The organism is Deinococcus aerius, assembly GCF_002897375.1.
Classification (GTDB): Bacteria; Deinococcota; Deinococci; order Deinococcales; family Deinococcaceae; genus Deinococcus; species Deinococcus aerius.
The window spans coordinates 47,771-64,105 of record NZ_BFAG01000016.1 but is presented as its reverse complement, the minus strand read 5'-3'; the positions used below and the strand labels follow the sequence as shown (position 1 = coordinate 64,105).

The following is a 16,335-nucleotide window of genomic DNA, read 5'->3' as shown; positions in this document are numbered from 1 at the left end:
GGGTCCCGTCAGCAGGTACACTAGCGGGTCAAGCTGACGGCCCCATGACCCGGGGGATAAGAAGCGATCAGCAGTCAGCCTTCAGTACCTCGCTGACTGCTGATCGCTGAGTGCTCCTACATCGCTTCCAGCATCAGCCGGTCGGGGTTCTCCAGCAGCCGGATCACTTCCTTGCAGAAGCGCGCGGCCTCGGCCCCGTCCACCAGGCGGTGGTCGAAGCTCAGCGAGAGGTACATCATGTGCGCCACTACGATCTCGTCGCGCTCATTCACGATGGGCCGCTTCTGGATGGAGTGGACGCCCAAAATGGCCGCGTCGGGCACGTTGATGATCGGGAAGGAGAACAGCGCCCCGATGGAGCCGATGTTCGTGACCGAGAAGGTGCTGCCCGCCAGCTCGTCCGGCGTGAGCTTCCCGGCCTGAGCGCGCGAGGCGAGGTCCGAAACCTGCCGCGCCAGCTCGAGGATGCTCTTCTGGTTCACGTCCCGCAGGACCGGCACCGTGAGGCCCGCGTCGGTCGCCACCGCCATGCCGATGTTGAAGTAGCGCTTCATGACGATCTCGCCCGTCGCCTCGTCGAAGGAGGAGTTGAGGCTGGGATACTTGCGGAGCGCGGCGGCCACCGCCTTGAAGATGAAGGGCAGGTAGGAGAGCTTCACGCCCGCCGCCTGCGCCTCGTCCTTCACACGTGAGCGGAACTCGACGAGCCTCGTCAGGTTGACCTCGTCCACGGTCAGGGTGCGGACGGTGTAGAGGTGGCTGGCCTGCATCTGGTTGGAGATCGCGCGGCGCATCCCGCGCAGGGGCACCCGGTCCTCCAGGTGCTCGTAGCCCTTCGGCGTGCGGTACTGCACGGGCGCGACGGGCATGCCGCCCGTGCCCTTGGCCGAGGGGGCAGGCTGAGGCGTGGGGGCCGCCGGGGCGGGCTGGGGAGCGGGAGACGGGACCGCCTGTGCTGGAGCGCTGGACTGCGCCTGCTGGCCCTGGGCGTGGGCCGTCACGTCGTCCACCCGCACGCGCCCGTTGGGGCCGCTGCCCTGCACGCCCGCGAGGTCCACCCCGAGTTCCCGGGCGAGCTTGCGCGCGGCGGGCACGGCGAGGACCCGCCCGTCCGTCCGGCCCGAGGGCGTCTGCGTCCGGTTGAGGATGCTCCCCGTGCCGCCCGTGTAGGTCCCCGGCGCGCCGCTGCCGCTGCGGTTCTCCAGCCCCTGGAGCCGCACCGTCTCGTCCGACGCGAAGGCCTTGAAGAGGCTCGCGTCGTCGTCGCCCCTCGCGGCCGTGTGCCCCGCCTCCACGATGCTGCCGCCGACCTGTTCGCGCTCCTCGGCGGCCTGAATGGGCAGGGGGGCCTCGGTGGTTTCGGGATTCTCGAAGGTTTCCTGGATGGCCTGGGTGACGCCGGGGGCGGCCGAGGTGGTCTGATTCGCCCTCTCCCCTCCCCCACTTGTCGCGCCTGCTTCGGCGATCACGGCGATGGGGGCGTGAACGGCAACCACGTCACCCTCGTTCGCCAGGCGACGCTCCAGCACGCCCGCGTAGGGGCTGGGCAGCTCCACCGTCACCTTGTCCGTCATCACTTCGCACAGGGGCTGTTCCAGGGCGACCGTCTCGCCCTCCTGCACCAGCCACTTCAGGATTTCGCCCTCGACCACACTCTCGGCGAGTTCGGGCAGCAGCACTTCTTTCATGGGAAAACCTCGTCTGGGAAGTTGAATATCAGCGCAGGAACAGCATCCGGGCCACGCCGTACAGCATCAGCAGCACACCGAGGGCCTGAATCCAGCGTTCACCACGCGCGTAGAACCAGGCGGCCAGCCCCAGCGCCACGAACATGCCGCCGATCAGCACGTGCGGCCAGGGCTGCGGCGCACTCTCCGCGAGGGGGTACACGCCGAAGCCGATGGCGAGGCCGAGGATGCCGAGCAGGGGGCGCAGGAGGTCGGGCTTCATCGGGTGGGGGTCAGTAGTTCAGCGCCCGCACGCAGGCCGCCGCGATGCGGTTGGGGCCGGGCAGGTACACCTTGTCCTGCACGTAGGGGTACGGCGTGTCGAAGCCCGCGACCTGCAGGACGGGGGCGAGGAGCGAGTCGAACAGCTCCTCCTGAACCGTGTACGCCACCTCGCTCATGAAGTTGGCGGTGCGCGGCGCCTCGCTGACCAGGACGGCCCGCCCCGTCTTGGCGACGCTGGTGAGGACGAGGTCGCGGTCCCAGGGCACGAGCGACCGCAGGTCGATCACCTCGGCCTGCACGCCCTCGGCGGCGAGGGCCTGAGCCGCCTTCTCCGCGTCGGGCATCACGCCGCCGTAGCCGATGATCGTCAGGTCGGTGCCTTCCCGCCGGACCGCGCCCTGGCCGATCTCGACCGTGTAGTCCTGCGCGGGCACCTCGCCCTTGGCCGCCCGGTAGAGCCGCTTGGGCTCGAAGTAGATCACCGGGTCGCCCCCGCGCACGGCGGCCTTGAGCAGCCCCTTGGCGTCGTAGGGGGTAGACGGCATCACGACCTTGAGGCCCGGTGTGTGGCAGAAGTAGCTCTCCGGGCTCTGGCTGTGGTGGTGCCCGCCCTTCACGCCGCCGCCCGAGGGGGTGCGGATCACGAGCGGCGCCGTGAACTGCCCGCCCGAGCGGTAGCGAATCTTGGCCGCCTGGCTGATGATCTGGTCGAACCCCGGCCCCATGTAGTCCGCGAACTGGATCTCGGCGATGGGCCGCAGGCCACGCACCGCCATGCCGACCGCCGCGCCCACGATGCTCGCCTCGGAGAGCGGGGTGTCGAAGACCCGCCGGGGGCCGAACCTCTCCTGGAGCCCGGCGGTCGCCAGGAACACGCCGCCGCGCGCCCCCACGTCCTCGCCGAAGACCACCACGCGCTCGTCACGGGCGAGTTCCTCTGCCATCGCCTCGTTGATCGCCTGGATCAGCGTGAGGATGCGCGTCTCCCCTGCTCCGGTCGTGGTGCTCGGTTTGGGCTGGGTCGCCGTCATGCCCCCACCCCTTCCTGTTCATTGCGGAGGAAGGCGGCCTGCTCGCGCAGGTGAACGGGCGTGTCGGCGTACACGTCCTCGAACATGATGCGCCAGTCGGGTTGCCCGGTCGCCTCGGCCCTCAGCACCGCCTCGTCCACCTCGCGGTGAACGGCGCTAATCAGGTCGGCGCGTTCCTCGGCGCTCACGGGCTCGCCCAGGTGGTCGAGCAGCCGTTCCACCCGGGTGATCGGGTCGCGGGCGAGCCAGGCGTTCACCTCCTCGCGGGTGCGGTAGTTCTTCTCGGCGTCCGCGTCGGCGTTGGAGTGCGAGCCCACCCGGTAGGTCAGGCACTCGACCAGGGCCGGGCCGTTCCCGGCGCGGACCCCTTCGGCCACGTGAGAGACGACCTCCATGACGGCCACGACATCGTTGCCGTCCACGTAGTAGCCCGGCATCCCGTAGGCCTTCGCCTTGATATGGATGGTCTCGCTCGCCGTCTGGGCCCGCAGGTTGGTGCTGATCGCCCACTGGTTGTTCTCGCAGACGAAGAGGCACGGCGCCCCGGCCGCGCCCGCCATGTTCATCCCCGCGTGCCAGTCGCCCTCGCTCGTCGCGCCGTCGCCGAAGGTGCAGACGGTGATCTCGTCCACGCCGAGGTACTTCTGCGCCATCGCGTTGCCCGCGGCGGGCGGCACCTGCGAGGCGATGGAGGAGCTGATGGACACGAAGTTCTGCCGCTGGGCCGCGAAGTGGTGGGGCATCTGGCGGCCCCGGCAGAGGTCCGAGTTGGTGCCCAGGCACTGGCTGATCAGGTCGAGGAGCGGCACACCCATCGCCAGGCCGAGCGCGTGGTCGCGGTAGTACGGCCACACCCAGTCGTGCCCGACCCGGATGGAGCGGGCCAGGCCGACCTGGGTGGCCTCCATGCCGCTCGACTGGGCGTAGAAGGTGGTGCGGCCCTGCCGAAGCAGGGTGACGAGTTTCTTGTCGAACTCCCGCGCCCGCACCATCTCGCGGTGCAGGTCGCGCAACACCGCGGGGGTGAACCGGTCGGGCAGTTCCCGGATTGGAAGGCCGTCTTCCGCGACCCACCGCAGGGGGTCAGATGTGAACGGCTGAATCATGAGGGGCCTCCTGAGCGGGAGGCAGCACCCTGCCGGGAGGCAGCCGCTGCCTGACTATCTGGCTAACGCTCGTTAGGCATTCTAGCCGCTCGGCCAACCGGTGCGGCGGGGTGCGGCTCTGTTCCCGTGCCTTTGCCTCCGGGAAGGATGTGGGACAGGGTGAGCGCGTATGCAGCGGCGTCCTTCCCACCGTGACCCTGAACGGAGTAGCGGCCCCTCCCCCATTGGTACACTTCCGGCTGAGATGAGCGGCTGGAATGTGATCGTCATCGGTGGGGGTCATGCGGGCTTGGAAGCCGCTTGGGCCGCCGCCAAGTTTGCCCGCACGGCGCTGCTGGTTGGAAACCCCGCGACCATTGGCCGGATGCCCTGTAACCCGGCGGTGGGCGGCCCTGGCAAGAGCCAACTGGTGTTTGAGGTGCAGGCGTTGGGCGGATTGATGGGGCGTCTGGCCGATGACACGGCCATCCATACCCGGGTGCTGAACGCCAGCAAGGGTCCCGCCGTGCAGTCCTTGCGGGTGCAGAACGAGCGTGACGCCTACGCTGAACGGGCGCAGGACGTGATTCTGGGCCACCCGGAGATCGACGTGGTGCGGGGCGAGGCGGCAGACCTGGAGCCGGATGGCAATGGGGGTTGGTTCGTGGTCACCACCGACGGACGCCGCCTGCATACCCGGAGTGTGGTCGTCGCTGCCGGGACCTTCATGCGTGGCGTCACCTGGTATGGCCGCCACTCGCGCCCCGAGGGCCGTCAGGGCGAGCCACCTTCGCGGTTTCTAAGTGAGGCATTGGCCCGGGGTGGGCACGTCCTCAAGCGGTACAAGACCGGCACACCACCCCGGGTGCGTGCGGATTCGGTGCGCTTCGCCGATCTCCTGGAGATTCCCGCCGATCCCCAGCCGCGCGGGTTCACGGGTCGGCCCGGCCCCCGCGCGACCGAATCCCCAACCTGGCAGACGCACACCACGCCCGAGACGCACCGCCTGATTCAGGAGAATCTGCACGAGTCGCCCATGTACGCCGGGGACATTGAGGGACTGGGGCCACGGTATTGCCCCAGCATCGAGGACAAGGTTGTGCGCTTCGCCCACCACGACCGCCACCTGCTGTTCGTGGAACCCGACGGGGTGCAGACGAGCGAGGTGTACCTCCAGGGCTTCAGCTCCAGCCTGCCGCCCGCGCTCCAGGACCAACTTGTCCGCACGCTTCCCGGGTTCGAGGCGGCGGTAATTCAGCGGTACGCCTATGCCGTGGAGTACGACGTGGTGGATTCCACGGAGCTGACCCTCAATCTGGAGTCCCGCTTGTTGCCGGGAGTGTTCACCGCCGGGCAGATCAACGGCACCAGCGGCTACGAGGAGGCGGCGGCCCAGGGCCTGGTGGCGGGGACTGCCGCCGCCCGCCGCGCCCAGGGGCTGGAGCAGGTTCGGATTTCACGTGAAACGGGATACCTGGGCGTTCTCCTCGACGACTTGGTTTTCAAGGGGAGCGACGAACCCTACCGGATGATGACCAGCCGGGTGGAACACCGCCTGGTGGTGCGGCAGGACAACGCCGACGAGCGGCTGACTGAGCTGGGGTTTGAGTTGGGCCTCGTAGACCAGTTCAGGCGACAGGCCGTGGCCGAAAAATATCGGCGGGTTGGTGAAGGCATGCGTTCTCTGCAAACGCAGCGTCTTCAGGGGCAACCCGGCGACGTTTGGCTGCGACGGCCGGAGTTTACGCTGGAAGACGTGGAGGCGTTGGGTCTCAACCTCCCCGACTTATCGGCGGACGAGCGGGAAGCCTTAACGATTCGGGTGAAGTATGCGGGATACATCGAGCGGGCCGAGCGTCAGTTGGCCTCGGAGGACAAGGCGCGCGGGCTGAGTCTTCTCGGGGTGGATTTTGCCGGGATCACGGCCCTCTCGAACGAGGCGCGCGAGAAGCTGGGCCGGGCGAAACCCGCTACTGTTGCCCAAGCTGCCCGCGTCCCCGGTGTTCGGCATGCCGACATCAGCGCCCTGCTCGTCCACCTGCGTAGGGGCACAACCGTTTCACGGGAAACCTAACGGTGAAACAATAGGGTCTCTCCCGCCTTGACGCCCCTCCCGTTTCACGAGAAACTTGACGGTGAAACAGGAGGAGAGTCTTGGAGCCTTCAGCATTTGAAACTGGCGTTCTGCTAGGCGTCCTGATCGGCGAGGGACATTTCGGGGGTGATGGCAAACAGCCCCAGGTGACGGTGAGGATGCACCTTCGGCATGAGCGGCTGTTCGGGCGGCTCCTCGCGTGGTGCCCCGGCTCGCGGCTTTACGGGCCGTACCACCACGGTGGGCGGAGCTACTTTCAATGGATGGCGCGGGGCGACGTGTTGCGCGAGCGGCTGGTGCCGCTGCTGGACGCCCTGCCGCTGGGGGAGATCGACGAGCATGTGTTCGAGCGGTATCAGGCGATGAAAGTGAAGTACGGGCTGTGACGCCGGAAGGCCAGACCCTGCTGGTGGAGGGCGCGTCGGAACTGGGGCTGGAATTGGACGCCGGACAGGTGGAGGGGTTCGCCCGGCTGCTCGCCCTCCTGCGGGAAGCCTCCGCCCAGATGAACCTCACCGCCCTTCATGACGAGCGGGACATCGTGCTCAAGCACTTCGTGGACTCGCTGACCTGCCTGCGTGGCGGCTGGTTGGAGGGGGGACTGCGGGTCCTCGACCTGGGCACGGGCGCCGGGTTCCCCGCCCTCCCGCTCGCGTTGGTGCGGCCTGACCTCCAGCTCGTTCCCATGGACGCGACGCGCAAGAAGGTGGAGTTCGTGGGCCGGGCGGCGCAGGCCCTCGGGCTGGAAAATGTCCACCCGCTTGTCGGACGCGCCGAGACCCTGGGGCGGGAACTGGGACAGCGTGAAACCTACGACCGGGTGGTGACGCGGGCCGTCGCGGCACTCCCCGTCCTGGCCGAACTCGCGCTGCCGTTCCTGCGGGGAGGTGGACTGCTCGTGGCGCAGAAGGGGCCGATCGCGCCGGAGGAACTGGAGGCCGGAAGGCGGGCCGCCGCCGAGGTGGGGGGCGAGGTGCGGGGCGTGGAGCCCTTCACGCTGCCGGTCGCCGGGGATGCCCGCACCCTGGTCGTGGTCGAGAAGACCAGCCCCACCCCCGACCGCTACCCCCGGCGGGAGGGCGTACCGGGCCGCAAGCCGTTATTCTGGCGGGCGACGTGAAGACCCTCGGAGTCGTGAATCAGAAGGGCGGGGTGGGGAAGACGACGACCGCCATCAACCTCGCCGCATACCTGGCGGCGGGGGGACGCCGGGTCCTCCTCATCGACATGGACCCCCAGGCGAACGCCACCAGCGGGCTGGGCCTGCGCGGCGCGGGGCAGGGGCTCTACGAGGCGCTGGGCGAGCCAGGCCGGGTGGCCGAGTTCGTGCAGGCCACCTCGCAGCCGGGGCTGGACGTGTTGCCCGCCACCCCCGACCTCGCCGGAGCGGGCGTGGAACTCGCCGACGACCCGGATGCCCTCGCGCGGCTCCTCGCCAGCGTGCAGGGCTACGACATCGTCCTCATCGACGCGCCGCCCAGCCTGGGGCCGCTGACCGTCAATGTCCTGGCCGCCTCCGACGCCCTGCTGATCCCCCTCCAGGCGGAATACTTCGCGCTGGAGGGCCTCGCCGGGCTGATGGAGACGGTGGAGCGGGTGCAGGGCGGCCTCAATCCCCGCCTGAAGGTGCTCGGCGTGGCGATCACCATGTTCGATGGGCGGACGAACCTGGCGCAGGAGGTCGAGACGATGGTGCGGCAGCATTTCGGGGAACTGGTGTTCTGGTCGGTGGTGCCGCGCAACGTCCGGCTTTCCGAGGCGCCCAGCTTCGCCAAGCCCATCAACGCCTTTGCGCCCCTGTCGAGCGGCGCGGCGGCGTACAAGCGCCTGAGCGAGGAGGTGATGCAGCGTGTCGAAAAAATCTAGCCTGGGACGCGGGCTGGACGCCCTGCTCAGCCGCCCGCAGACGGCGGAAACCCCGGCGGGTCCGGCCATCCAGTCCATCCAGGTGACGCGCATCGTGCAGGCGGCGTACCAGCCCCGGCAGGTCTTCGAGCCGGAGGGGCTGGCCGAACTTGCCCAGAGCATCCGCGAGAAGGGGGTGCTGCAACCCCTCCTCGTGCGCCCGCGCGGCGAGGACTTCGAGATCGTGGCGGGGGAGCGGCGCTGGCGAGCCGCGCAGCTCGCCGGGCTGACCGAGGTGCCCGCCCTCATCCGCGACCTGGCCGACCGTGAGGCGTTGGAAATCGCGATCATCGAGAACCTCCAGCGCGAGGACCTGGGGCCGCTGGAGGAGGCGCGGGCGTACCAGGCGCTCCTCGACCAGGGACTCAACCAGGAGGGCGTGGCGCAGGCGGTCGGCAAGGGCCGCTCCACGATCTCCAACGCGCTGCGGCTCCTCACGTTGCCCGAACCCGCGCTTCGCGCGCTGGAACACGGGGAGATCAGCGCCGGACACGCCCGCGCCATCCTCGCCCAGCCGGAGGGGGACCGGGCCTGGGCGCTCGACCAGATCCGCACCCGGCGCCTCAACGTCCGCGAGGCCGAGGCCCTGAAGCGCGAGGCCCGCACCTCCGCCCCCATCCCCGTCAACCCGCCGCGCCCCTACCGCCAGGTCGAACTCGACCTCAGCCGCCGCACGGGCACGAGGGTCCGTATCACGGGCGAGGACAAGGGCCGGGTGGAGCTGAGCTACGCCTCGCGCGAGGAACTCGACCGCATCCTCGACCTGCTGGGCTACGCGACCGAGGAGTAGGGCGAAAAGGGGAGAGGGGGAGACCACTGTGGCTCCCCCTCTCCCCTTTGACGCTTACCCGCGCGTGCCGACCAGGAAGATGTTCGGCCAGGGGCGGTAGCTGCTCTTCAGGGTGTCCTGCTTGAAGGTCTTGCCGTCCCGCACGAAGCGCCGGGTGACCTCGATCACCGCGCCGGGGGCCGCCCAGTCCACCTGCTTGCGCTGCCCGGCGGGCAGGCTGGCGTCGCGGATGATCCGGTCAGCGGGGGAGGGCGTGGTGCTGAGGGTCCTGGGTTCGTCCAGCTCCACCGTGAAGTTCCGCGGCCTGCCGAATACACTGATGCTCAGCCGGGCCTCTTCGTCGTTCCAGTCGGCCTGAAACCACAGGGCGCCCCCCGTGTCGTTGGCGAACTTCAGGTCCTGGGAGGGCTGGAAGACGGTGGCGTCCAGGCCCTGCGGGTCGTAGTAATGCACCTGGTAGGAGTGGTTGCGCCGCTCGGCGACGGGCAGGCCCGCCCCGTACAGGGCCCGGAACGCGGTCGTGCTGACCTGGCAGATGCCCCCGCCCACGCCGTTCGCCGTGCGCTCCCCAGCGATGACCAGCCCCACCACGTAGCCCGCGCGAGTGGTGACCGGGCCGATGAATTCGTTAAAGGAGAAGGTCTTGCCCGTAAACAGCCGGTCCTGGAAGTTGCGGGTGCCCACATGGATGTTCGTCATACGGGCAGCGCTGCTGCCGTAGTAGTTCGTCTCGCCCGTGCCCAGGTGGTCGGTGATGCCGCGCGAGAGGAAGAAGTCCAGCGTGCGCTTCGGCGCGACCTGCCCCATCACGACGACGGCGGCCTTGACTCCCTTCGGGTTCTTGAGGGCGGCGAGGATGTTCGCCCGGGTCTTCGCCTCGTCCACCTTCAGGCCATTGCGCTGCACGACCGCCCAACCTTCCTCCCAGCGGTTCTCGAAGCGGGCGTCCCGCGCCTCGCGCGGCAGGCTCGCCAGGAATTTCTTCAGGTCGGCGTCGAGGCTCGGGGTGATGACGCCGCGCTGCCGGAGTTGCGCTGCCCGCTCGCCCGGCAGGGTCAGGGTCTGCGAGAAGGGCACCGTCGTCTTCTTGCCGTCCACCAGCGCGGGCCAGTTCGCCTGCACGGTGATGAGCAGCGGCAGCGGGGCCGTCTTGACGGATTTGGCGGGAGGCGGCGGGGTGACGGGCTTTTGCGGCGCCGGAGCGGGCGTCTCCTGGGGAGGAACCGGGACGGGTCCAGGCGTCTCGGCAGGAGGGGGAGTGGGCTCCGGATCCGGCTGAGGGGGCGGGGCCGGAGCGGGCTCGGGGGTCGGCGTGGGGGCCGGGCCGGGCGTGGGCACCTGCGGGGGAAGGGGCAGGGCCGGAATCTCGACCTGGGCGAACGCCGTCCCCAGCAGCACACTCAGCAGCAGGGCGGCACTCTTGCGGGAGGGGGCCATGCGGGCAGTATTCCACGCCCTCTTTTTCGAAAGATGACGGTTCTTCACAGGATAGGGGAGGGGAGAGGGGCCAATTCGCGCACAGCCGCCAGTTGCCGCTCGATCTCCGCCACCGCCGCCACCGCGTGGTGCCGCCCATTCTCGATGAACACCTGATTCGTCCGGCCCGCGAAGCCCGCCGAGCCCACCACGAAGAGGCCCGGCACGCTGCTCTGGTAATGCTCGTCGAGGACCAGGCACTCGTCCGGCTGGGTGGCGAGGTCCATCCCGTCCAGGAAGGAGAGGTCGGGGCGATACCCCGTCAGCGCGAAGGTGAAGTGGGTGGGCAGCTCCCAGGTCGTCCCGTCCGCCCGCTGCACGAGGACATGTTCCGGGTGAATCTCCACCACCTGCGAGCCAAAGTGCGCGGAGATACTGCCCTCCTTGATGCGGTTTTCCAGGTCGGGCCGCACCCAGTACTTGATCGTGGACTTCAGCTCGGGCGCCCGCACCACCAGCGTGACGTTCGCCCCGCCGCGCCACAGGTCCAGGGCCGCATCGGCGGCGGAGTTCCCCGCGCCGATCACGGTGACGTTCAGCCCCAGGAAGGGGTGCGCCTCCGTGTAGTAGTGGCTGACGTTCGGGCTGTCCTCGCCGGGGATGCCCAGATGCACCGGGTTGTCGTAGTAGCCCGTCGCCACGACCACGCGACGCGCCTCGACCACGCCCGGCGTGCCGTCCTGTGCCTCGACTTCCAGCGTGAAGCCCGCCGGGGCCGGGTGAACCCGCTTGACCTCGGTATAGAGCCGCACGTTGAGGTCCTCGCGCTGGGTGACCAGGCGGTAGTACATCAGCGCGTCGCGGCGGTCGGGCTTGTCGTGACCCGTCACCATCGGGTGGTTGCCGATCTCCAGCTCCGGCGCGGTGGTGAAAAAGGTCATGTACGTGGGGTACTCGAAGATGGCGTTCACCACGCAGCCCTTCTCCAGCACCACGTAGCTCAGGCCCGCCCGCTTGCAGGCGATGGCAGCGGCGAGGCCCACCGGACCCGCCCCAATGATGGCAACGTCGAACATCTGACTCATGCCGAGCATTGTGTCAGGCGGACGCAAAACGGACGGTGAGCCGATGCGTGAGGGTGCTTCAGCCCACGTCGCCGCGCGCGAGCATCAGGGCGACGGTGTAGGTGGGGGCCTGCGGGCTGTCTTGTGCCTGGAACTCCTCCAGAACCGATTCAAGCCGCCGTTTGAGGTCGCTCGCCTGCTCCCGGGTGAGGTGAAGGCCCCCGATGTTCAGGAGAAAGGGTTCGTCCCCGGCAAAGAGTTCGTAACCCCGGCGGGTGGGCGTCCCCATGCTGAGGCTGCTCCCCTCCTCCCCCTGTTCCAGCCAGAAGCCCCAGTGGTCGCCGAGTTCGCGTAGAAGGCCCACGCTCAACCCCGTGAAGCGCTCCATGCGGGGCAAGATTTGCGCGCACATGAACGCCTCCAGCGTCTCGGCCCCCGTCGCCTCGTAGGGGATGAACCAGCGGGGCAGGACGGCGTAACACCGGATCGCCCGGCCAGCTCTGGGCCGGACCTCCACGACTTCTGCCACGCCCGCCCGTTCCAGCTTGTGGGCGAGGTAGTGGGCGCGCTGGATGTTCAGTCCCAACTTCGCCGCCACCTCACTGGCCGAATGCGGCGCCCGCATCAGCAGGTCCAGCATCGGGCGCAGCCCCACATCGAGCAGCAGGGCGGCCTGCGCGCTGTTCGCCACCCTCACCGGCTCGTCGGGCATGGGATCAGCTTAGACGCCTCCTACTCCAAAGGGCGTATATCTCTTCGAGAAGCCCCTCCCCATACTCGGGCTATGCCGCCGCAGACCCTTTGGAACCGCAGCTTCATCCTGTGGCTGGTCGCCTCGGGGCAGTCCCAGCTCGGCTCGGCGCTCGCCAGCATCGCGCTGAGCTTCCTGGTGTTGCACCAGACGGGTTCGGCGGGGCAGATGGCCCTGACCCTCGCCTGCGCGCTGGCCCCCAACTTGCTCATGCCCTTTGCCGGGGCGCTGGTAGACCGGGTGAACCTCAAGCTTCCCCTGATCGGGGCAGACGTGGCGCGCGGGGTGTTGCAGCTGGTCGTAGGCGGACTGGCGCTGGCGTGGGGAGAGGTGCCGCTGTGGGTGGTCAATGGGGCGGCCCTCCTGACCGGCTTCGCGGGCATCTTCGCCAACCCGGCGTCAAGCGCCGCCGTCCCCAGCCTCGTGCCGCCCGCCGAACTCGCCCGCGCGAACGGTCTGCTGGGCGGGGTGGGGCAGGGGGCGTGGCTCATCGGCACCCTCGCCGGGGGCTGGATCGTCTCGGTCTTCTCGCCGCCCGTCGCCATTGTGGTGGACGGGCTGAGCTTCTTCGTGATGGCGGCCCTGCTGCTGGCGGTGCGGCTGCCGGGGCGAGCCCAGCCGAGCGGACCCCGTCCCAGCGTCCTTGCAGATGTGGCTAGCGGCCTGCGGCTGATGCGCCGATCAAGAGTGCTGACCCTCGTGCCCTTTATCGGGCTGGTGCTGAACGCCACCCTCGCGCCCGTCACGGTCGTCACGCCCAAGCTGATGGAGACGCTGGGGGCGGGCGCGAAGGGCTACGGCCTCTTCCTCGCGCTGGAAAGTGCGGGGATGCTCCTCTCCGGCGCCCTCATCGCTGTACTGGGGAACCGCCTGCCGCCCCGCCGCGCGACCGCCGCCGGGCTGGCACTCACCGCCCTGATCTACGGGGTGATGTGGCTGAGGCCAACCGTGCCCGTACTTCTGGTCTGCTCGGTCATCCTGGGGTTCGGCTTCGGCATCCTGAATACGCCGCTGAACACCCTGATGCAGCGAATGGTGCCCGCCGAGTACCTGGGCCGCGTCTTCAGCGTGCTGGGCACGGTGTCCACCCTGGGGATGCCACTGAGTCTCCTTCTCCTCTCGCCGCTGCTCGACCGCGTGGCCCTGGCCCTGTGGTTCGGGGTGGCCTCGGTCCTGATGCTGGCGGGTGCGTTCGCCTGGACGCTGGTGGCGCTGTCGGAACGTGTTGCTCCCGACCTGCACGCCGCCGCTGCCGTTCCCCGGGAAGTGACCACCGCCGCCGATTAGACTCATGGCATGACCCAGACCACCTCCCCCCAGACTCGCACCGAGTCCGACACGATGGGCCAGCTTCAGGTCGCCTCTGACCGCTACTGGGGCGCGCAGACCGAGCGGAGCATCCACAACTTCCCGATTGGCCGCGACACCTTCGTGTGGGGCCGCCCGGTCATCCGCGCGCTGGGCATCCTGAAAAAGGGCGCGGCGCAGGCGAACGCGGAACTCGGGGAGCTGCCGCGGGACATCGCCGACCTGATCGTGCGGGCCGCCGACGAGGTGATCGCCGGGAAACTCGACGACCACTTTCCCCTCGTCGTGTTCCAGACCGGCTCGGGCACCCAGAGCAACATGAACGCGAACGAGGTCATCTCCAACCGCGCCATCGAACTTGCGGGCGGCGAGATGGGGTCCAAGAAGCCCGTCCACCCCAACGACCACGTGAACCGCGGCCAGAGCAGCAACGACACCTTCCCGACCGCCATGCACATCGCCGTCGTGCTGGAACTCAACGAGCGGCTGTATGGCAGTGTCGGCAAGCTGCGGGATACGCTGGCGGCGAAGGCCGAGCAGTACAGGGACCTCGTGAAGGTGGGCCGCACCCACCTCCAAGACGCCACGCCCATCACGCTGGGGCAGGAGATCGGCGGCTGGGTCGCGCAACTCGACTACGCGCTCGCGGAGGTCCGGCACGCCGAGCAGGGCCTCTATGACCTCGCCATCGGGGGCACGGCGGTCGGCACGGGCCTGAACGCCCACCCGCAGTTCGGCGACCTCGCGGCCCAGAAGTTCGCCGATGAAACCGGTTTTCCCTTCCGTTCCGCCGAGAACAAGTTCGCCGCGCTGAGTGCCCACGACGCCCTGGTCCAGACCTCGGCGGCGCTGCGGACCCTGAGCGGGGCGCTGATGAAGATGGCGAACGACGTGCGCTGGCTCGCCTCCGGCCCCCGCAACGGCATCGGTGAGATCATCATCCCTGAGAACGAGCCCGGCTCCTCCATCATGCCCGGCAAGGTGAATCCCACCCAGGCGGAGGCGATGACGATGGTGACCACCCGCGTTTTCGGCAACGACGCGACAGTCGCCTTTGCGGGCTCACAGGGTAACTTCCAGCTCAACGTGTTCAAGCCGGTGATGGTCCACGCCGTGCTGGAGAGCATTCGCCTGATCTCCGACGCCTGCCTCGCCTTCAACGACAACTGCGCCGTGGGCATCGAGCCGAATGTGGAGAAGATCGAGCACAACCTCTCGACCAACCTGATGCAGGTCACGGCCCTGAACAAGCACATCGGCTACGACAAGGCCGCCGCGATCGCCAAAAAGGCGCACAAGGAAGGCACCAGCCTGAAGGAAGCGGCGCTCGCCCTGGGCTACGTCACGGAGGACGAGTTTGGCCGGTGGGTCGTGCCGCTCGACATGACCCATAGCTGAGCCGGGCCGAAAGAAGGGGCTACTCCTCGGGAATGGGGGTGGCCCCTTTTTCCTTGCCGGAAACCATCCTCCGCGCCTTAACGAGCGTGCCCAGCGCCAGCACAGCGGAATCTCGCCGCGAGACGAAGTTCTGCGGGCTCGGATGCGGACAGGGGAGGGTAGGCAGGGCCGAGCCCACCAGCGGCCAGGCCCGCTCGGCGTGGCGACCGACGAGGACAACGACTTGAAGGTCCGCCAGCATCGAGAGGAGGTGCCGGGTCAGGGACGCGGCCTCGGTGTACTGCCCTGGCCGGGGGGTCACCACACCGTTCTCGCTCATCTGCCACGGCACGACGTTCCACATCGCCACCTCCCTCCGCCGCAGACCCGAGAGGTGGAGCAGACAGCGCAGGTTCTCCGCCGTGCCGTCCGGGTTGTCCATCGAGACGAAGCGGGTGCGGCTGACGACCGGGCCGGGCGATTCGAGGAGGAGCAGGACCCGCGCCAGCACGCCGCCGTCGAGCGGATCGAAGAAGGGCAGCCAGTGCCCGCTCGCCGAACGCTGCTCCTCGGCCCAGCGGTTGAGGGGGGCGACGTGGGGGTCGAAGGCCTGCGCCAGACGGGCCTGCTGCACCTCCTGGATGCCGAGGCTGCGGGTTTGCATGGGTTTTCTCCTATTCCCGGGACTTTCCCCGCTCCTCGCAGGGCTTCCCCTCAAATCGGCCTGCATAATTTGACTTCTGCTGCATCCCACGCTATTCTTTTTCTATCACCGTCCGAGAGGGCGGCTTTTTTATTGCCCTTACCCGCCCGATTCGACCCTATGCTGCGCCCCATGACTGAAGGTTGGCGTACCGTCCACGGCACCGTGCGGCCCCTCGACTGGCTGTGCCTTGCCCCGCATCCCGACGACGCTGAGATCGGGGCGGGGGGGACGCTGATTCGTCTTGCGCGCTCGGGTCAGGCGGTCGGCGTGCTGGAGATGTCGCGCGGCGAGCGGGGCACCCAGGGCACGCCCGAGGAGCGCGAGGCCGAGTGCGTGGCGGCGGCGCAGATTATGGGTCTGACCTGGCGCGGGCAACTGGGGCTCCCGGACGGTGGCCTGGCCGATACCCCGGAGGGAGCGGCGGCGCTGGCAACTGTGCTGCGTGCGGTGCGCCCGCGCGTGTTGGTCGTGCCGCACCACCTGGACCGGCACCCCGACCACTTCGGCACCTACCACCTCGCCAAGCGGGCGCTGCACCTCGCCGCGCTCCGCAAGGCCGACGTGGAGGGCGAGCCGCACCGCGTCTCCCAGGTACTGCTCTATCAGGGCAATGCGGACATCCCGGCCAACCTGCTCGTCGATGTCGGCGCGGTGATGGATGACTGGGAGGCCGCGATCCGCGCTCACACCAGCCAGTTCACGGGCGAGTACATCTCCGAGACGGTCACGCCGGAGATTATCGAGCGCCGCCGGGGCCGCCTGACCTACTGGGGGACGCTGGCCCGGGTCCGGTATGCGGAGGCTTTCGAGACGGAGGCCCCCCTGCTCGTGGACCCCGAGCGGCTGTGAGGGATC

16 protein-coding genes are annotated in these 16,335 nt (G+C 68.9%); 8 read left to right on the top strand and 8 right to left on the bottom strand.

Going from position 1 to position 16,335, the window contains the following annotated elements; genetic code table 11:
• Window positions 1-116: 116 nt before the first annotated feature.
• From DAERI_RS18810 to DAERI_RS18795, 4 genes are read right to left on the bottom strand one after another with little or no spacing between them, the layout of a single operon-like run.
• On the bottom strand, window positions 117-1,688 hold the full coding sequence (locus DAERI_RS18810; RefSeq protein WP_103130979.1) for a dihydrolipoamide acetyltransferase family protein: 1,572 nt from the start codon (window positions 1,686-1,688) through the stop codon (window positions 117-119).
• Between the two features lie 28 nt (window positions 1,689-1,716).
• Window positions 1,717-1,950: a hypothetical protein gene (locus tag DAERI_RS18805; protein WP_103130978.1), complete on the bottom strand. Its 234-nt coding sequence runs from the start codon at window positions 1,948-1,950 to the stop codon at window positions 1,717-1,719.
• Between the two features lie 10 nt (window positions 1,951-1,960).
• Window positions 1,961-2,983, bottom strand: a complete 1,023-nt coding sequence (locus DAERI_RS18800; RefSeq protein ID WP_103130977.1) for an alpha-ketoacid dehydrogenase subunit beta — start codon at window positions 2,981-2,983, stop codon at window positions 1,961-1,963.
• Window positions 2,980-4,089, bottom strand: a complete 1,110-nt coding sequence (locus tag DAERI_RS18795) for a thiamine pyrophosphate-dependent dehydrogenase E1 component subunit alpha (protein ID WP_103130976.1) — start codon at window positions 4,087-4,089, stop codon at window positions 2,980-2,982. The genes DAERI_RS18800 and DAERI_RS18795 overlap by 4 nt, the downstream gene beginning before the upstream one ends.
• A 244-nt stretch (window positions 4,090-4,333) precedes the next feature.
• Between DAERI_RS18795 and mnmG the strand changes: the two genes are divergently transcribed.
• The 5 genes from mnmG to DAERI_RS18775 all read left to right on the top strand — a co-directional run bounded on the left by mnmG (window position 4,334) and on the right by DAERI_RS18775 (window position 8,858).
• Window positions 4,334-6,142: a tRNA uridine-5-carboxymethylaminomethyl(34) synthesis enzyme MnmG gene (mnmG, locus tag DAERI_RS18790; protein WP_103130975.1), complete on the top strand. Its 1,809-nt coding sequence runs from the start codon at window positions 4,334-4,336 to the stop codon at window positions 6,140-6,142.
• Between the two features lie 179 nt (window positions 6,143-6,321).
• The gene (locus DAERI_RS22615; RefSeq protein ID WP_235610462.1) at window positions 6,322-6,549 is read left to right on the top strand and encodes a hypothetical protein; all 228 of its coding nucleotides are present in this window, start codon (window positions 6,322-6,324) and stop codon (window positions 6,547-6,549) included.
• On the top strand, window positions 6,546-7,283 hold the full coding sequence (rsmG, locus tag DAERI_RS18785) for a 16S rRNA (guanine(527)-N(7))-methyltransferase RsmG (RefSeq protein WP_201262790.1): 738 nt from the start codon (window positions 6,546-6,548) through the stop codon (window positions 7,281-7,283). Before DAERI_RS22615 ends, rsmG begins: the two co-directional genes overlap by 4 nt.
• Window positions 7,280-8,029, top strand: coding sequence for a ParA family protein (locus DAERI_RS18780; RefSeq protein WP_103130973.1), 750 nt, complete (start codon window positions 7,280-7,282; stop codon window positions 8,027-8,029). Before rsmG ends, DAERI_RS18780 begins: the two co-directional genes overlap by 4 nt.
• Complete coding sequence (locus tag DAERI_RS18775; protein WP_103130972.1) at window positions 8,013-8,858, top strand: ParB/RepB/Spo0J family partition protein; 846 nt, start codon at window positions 8,013-8,015, stop codon at window positions 8,856-8,858. Before DAERI_RS18780 ends, DAERI_RS18775 begins: the two co-directional genes overlap by 17 nt.
• A 54-nt stretch (window positions 8,859-8,912) precedes the next feature.
• Here DAERI_RS18775 and DAERI_RS18770 read toward each other — a convergent pair whose 3' ends face one another.
• From DAERI_RS18770 to DAERI_RS18760, 3 genes are read right to left on the bottom strand one after another with little or no spacing between them, the layout of a single operon-like run.
• Window positions 8,913-10,295 carry a VanW family protein gene (locus DAERI_RS18770; RefSeq protein WP_103130971.1) on the bottom strand — a complete coding sequence of 461 codons (1,383 nt, stop codon included), beginning with the start codon at window positions 10,293-10,295 and terminating at the stop codon, window positions 8,913-8,915.
• 44 nt (window positions 10,296-10,339) lie between these two features.
• Window positions 10,340-11,359: a YpdA family putative bacillithiol disulfide reductase gene (locus tag DAERI_RS18765; protein WP_165794290.1), complete on the bottom strand. Its 1,020-nt coding sequence runs from the start codon at window positions 11,357-11,359 to the stop codon at window positions 10,340-10,342.
• Window positions 11,360-11,417: 58 nt separating this feature from the next.
• On the bottom strand, window positions 11,418-12,050 hold the full coding sequence (locus DAERI_RS18760) for an ArsR/SmtB family transcription factor (protein ID WP_103130969.1): 633 nt from the start codon (window positions 12,048-12,050) through the stop codon (window positions 11,418-11,420).
• A gap of 72 nt (window positions 12,051-12,122) precedes the next feature.
• Between DAERI_RS18760 and DAERI_RS18755 the strand changes: the two genes are divergently transcribed.
• Together DAERI_RS18755 and fumC are read left to right on the top strand one after the other, a co-directional pair.
• Window positions 12,123-13,376: an MFS transporter gene (locus DAERI_RS18755; RefSeq protein WP_103130968.1), complete on the top strand. Its 1,254-nt coding sequence runs from the start codon at window positions 12,123-12,125 to the stop codon at window positions 13,374-13,376.
• Between the two features lie 9 nt (window positions 13,377-13,385).
• On the top strand, window positions 13,386-14,795 hold the full coding sequence (fumC, locus tag DAERI_RS18750; RefSeq protein ID WP_103130967.1) for a class II fumarate hydratase: 1,410 nt from the start codon (window positions 13,386-13,388) through the stop codon (window positions 14,793-14,795).
• A gap of 19 nt (window positions 14,796-14,814) precedes the next feature.
• Here the strand turns inward: fumC and DAERI_RS18745 are convergent, their stop codons facing one another.
• Window positions 14,815-15,438 carry a uracil-DNA glycosylase gene (locus tag DAERI_RS18745; protein WP_165794289.1) on the bottom strand — a complete coding sequence of 208 codons (624 nt, stop codon included), beginning with the start codon at window positions 15,436-15,438 and terminating at the stop codon, window positions 14,815-14,817.
• Window positions 15,439-15,609: 171 nt separating this feature from the next.
• Between DAERI_RS18745 and bshB1 the strand changes: the two genes are divergently transcribed.
• A complete protein-coding gene (bshB1, locus tag DAERI_RS18740) occupies window positions 15,610-16,329 on the top strand; it encodes a bacillithiol biosynthesis deacetylase BshB1 (RefSeq protein WP_103130965.1) in 720 nt (239 codons plus the stop codon).
• The last annotated feature ends 6 nt before the right edge of the window (window positions 16,330-16,335 follow it).